The sequence below is a fragment of the Methylobacterium sp. B1 genome (assembly GCF_000333255.1).
In the GTDB taxonomy this organism is placed as follows: Bacteria; Pseudomonadota; Alphaproteobacteria; order Rhizobiales; family Beijerinckiaceae; genus Methylobacterium; species Methylobacterium fujisawaense.
Window position 1 is genome coordinate 1 of sequence record NZ_BACT01000745.1, and the last position, 892, is coordinate 892.

Annotated in this window: 1 protein-coding gene and 1 pseudogene; both read right to left on the minus strand. The window is 70.7% G+C overall.

Going from position 1 to position 892, the window contains the following annotated elements; all coding sequences use genetic code 11:
• Positions 1-175 (minus strand): annotated as a pseudogene (locus tag I53_RS35380) (TIGR00374 family protein); the annotation flags it as partial.
• Between the two features lie 55 nt (positions 176-230).
• Positions 231-662, minus strand: coding sequence for a hypothetical protein (locus I53_RS21965; protein WP_043354672.1), 432 nt, complete (start codon positions 660-662; stop codon positions 231-233).
• Between the last annotated feature and the right edge of the window lie 230 nt (positions 663-892).

Sequence of the window (892 nt, forward strand, 5' to 3'; positions counted from 1 at the left end):
CGCCGGCGAAGCCCGCGAAGCCGATCCGCCCGAAGGCCGTGGCCACGGCGGCCAGATCGTTGGTCGCCACGAGCCAGACGGCGAGACCGAGGCCGATCAGGGTACCGATCAAGGGGAGGCGACGCAGCACGGCGTGGGCTGCCCGCCGCTTCCGGGAAACGTGGTTGCCGGTCACGGTGCGGGGGCCTCGCGTCGAGAGGCGGGCAAGAGCGCGCTCCAGGTTGTGCCGGTCAGCGGACCGGCGGCGATTCGTCGGATGGTATCGCCGCTAGAGCGGTATTGGGGCCGAATTCGGGGATTGCACGGCGGGGCAGGACGGGATCGAGTACGGCGGCACGCGCTTCGGCCGGGCCGGCGGCGGGATCGAGCAGGAAAACGCGGCCCGCAGCCAGGCTCGCGCCGGTGGCGACCGCCACCGCGCGCTTGGGGCAGGGGCCGAGGCAGCCCGATTCCACGACACAGAGCTTCCTCCGGCGGCCGGCTCCCCCGTCCTGGACGGTCTGCTTCCCGGCCTTTTTCAGCAGGGCACGGAGGTCTCGGCCGCGCAGACCCTGCCGCTTGGCGCATTTGGAACAGACGACGACGATCTCGGTGAGCTTGGTCTTGGCCGAACGGCCGGTCGGGCGGCCATCCACGCCCGGGACATGGGGTTCTGTCATCATCCAGAGACTGTAGGACGCGATACCCGGTGCGGGCTACGGCGCCTGTCGCCGCGGTGCAGCGACGGGCGGAGCGGCCAAGCCGGGTGCCATAAAAAGGGCCTAAAAGAACGGGATTCCGGTTATCGCGCACGGGCCGCCCCTCGGCCGGCGCCGCGGCAGCGGAACCGGCGCAGACCCAGGAACAAAGAGCGGATGAGCTTCGACGACGTCAAGGACGACACGCGCGAAGG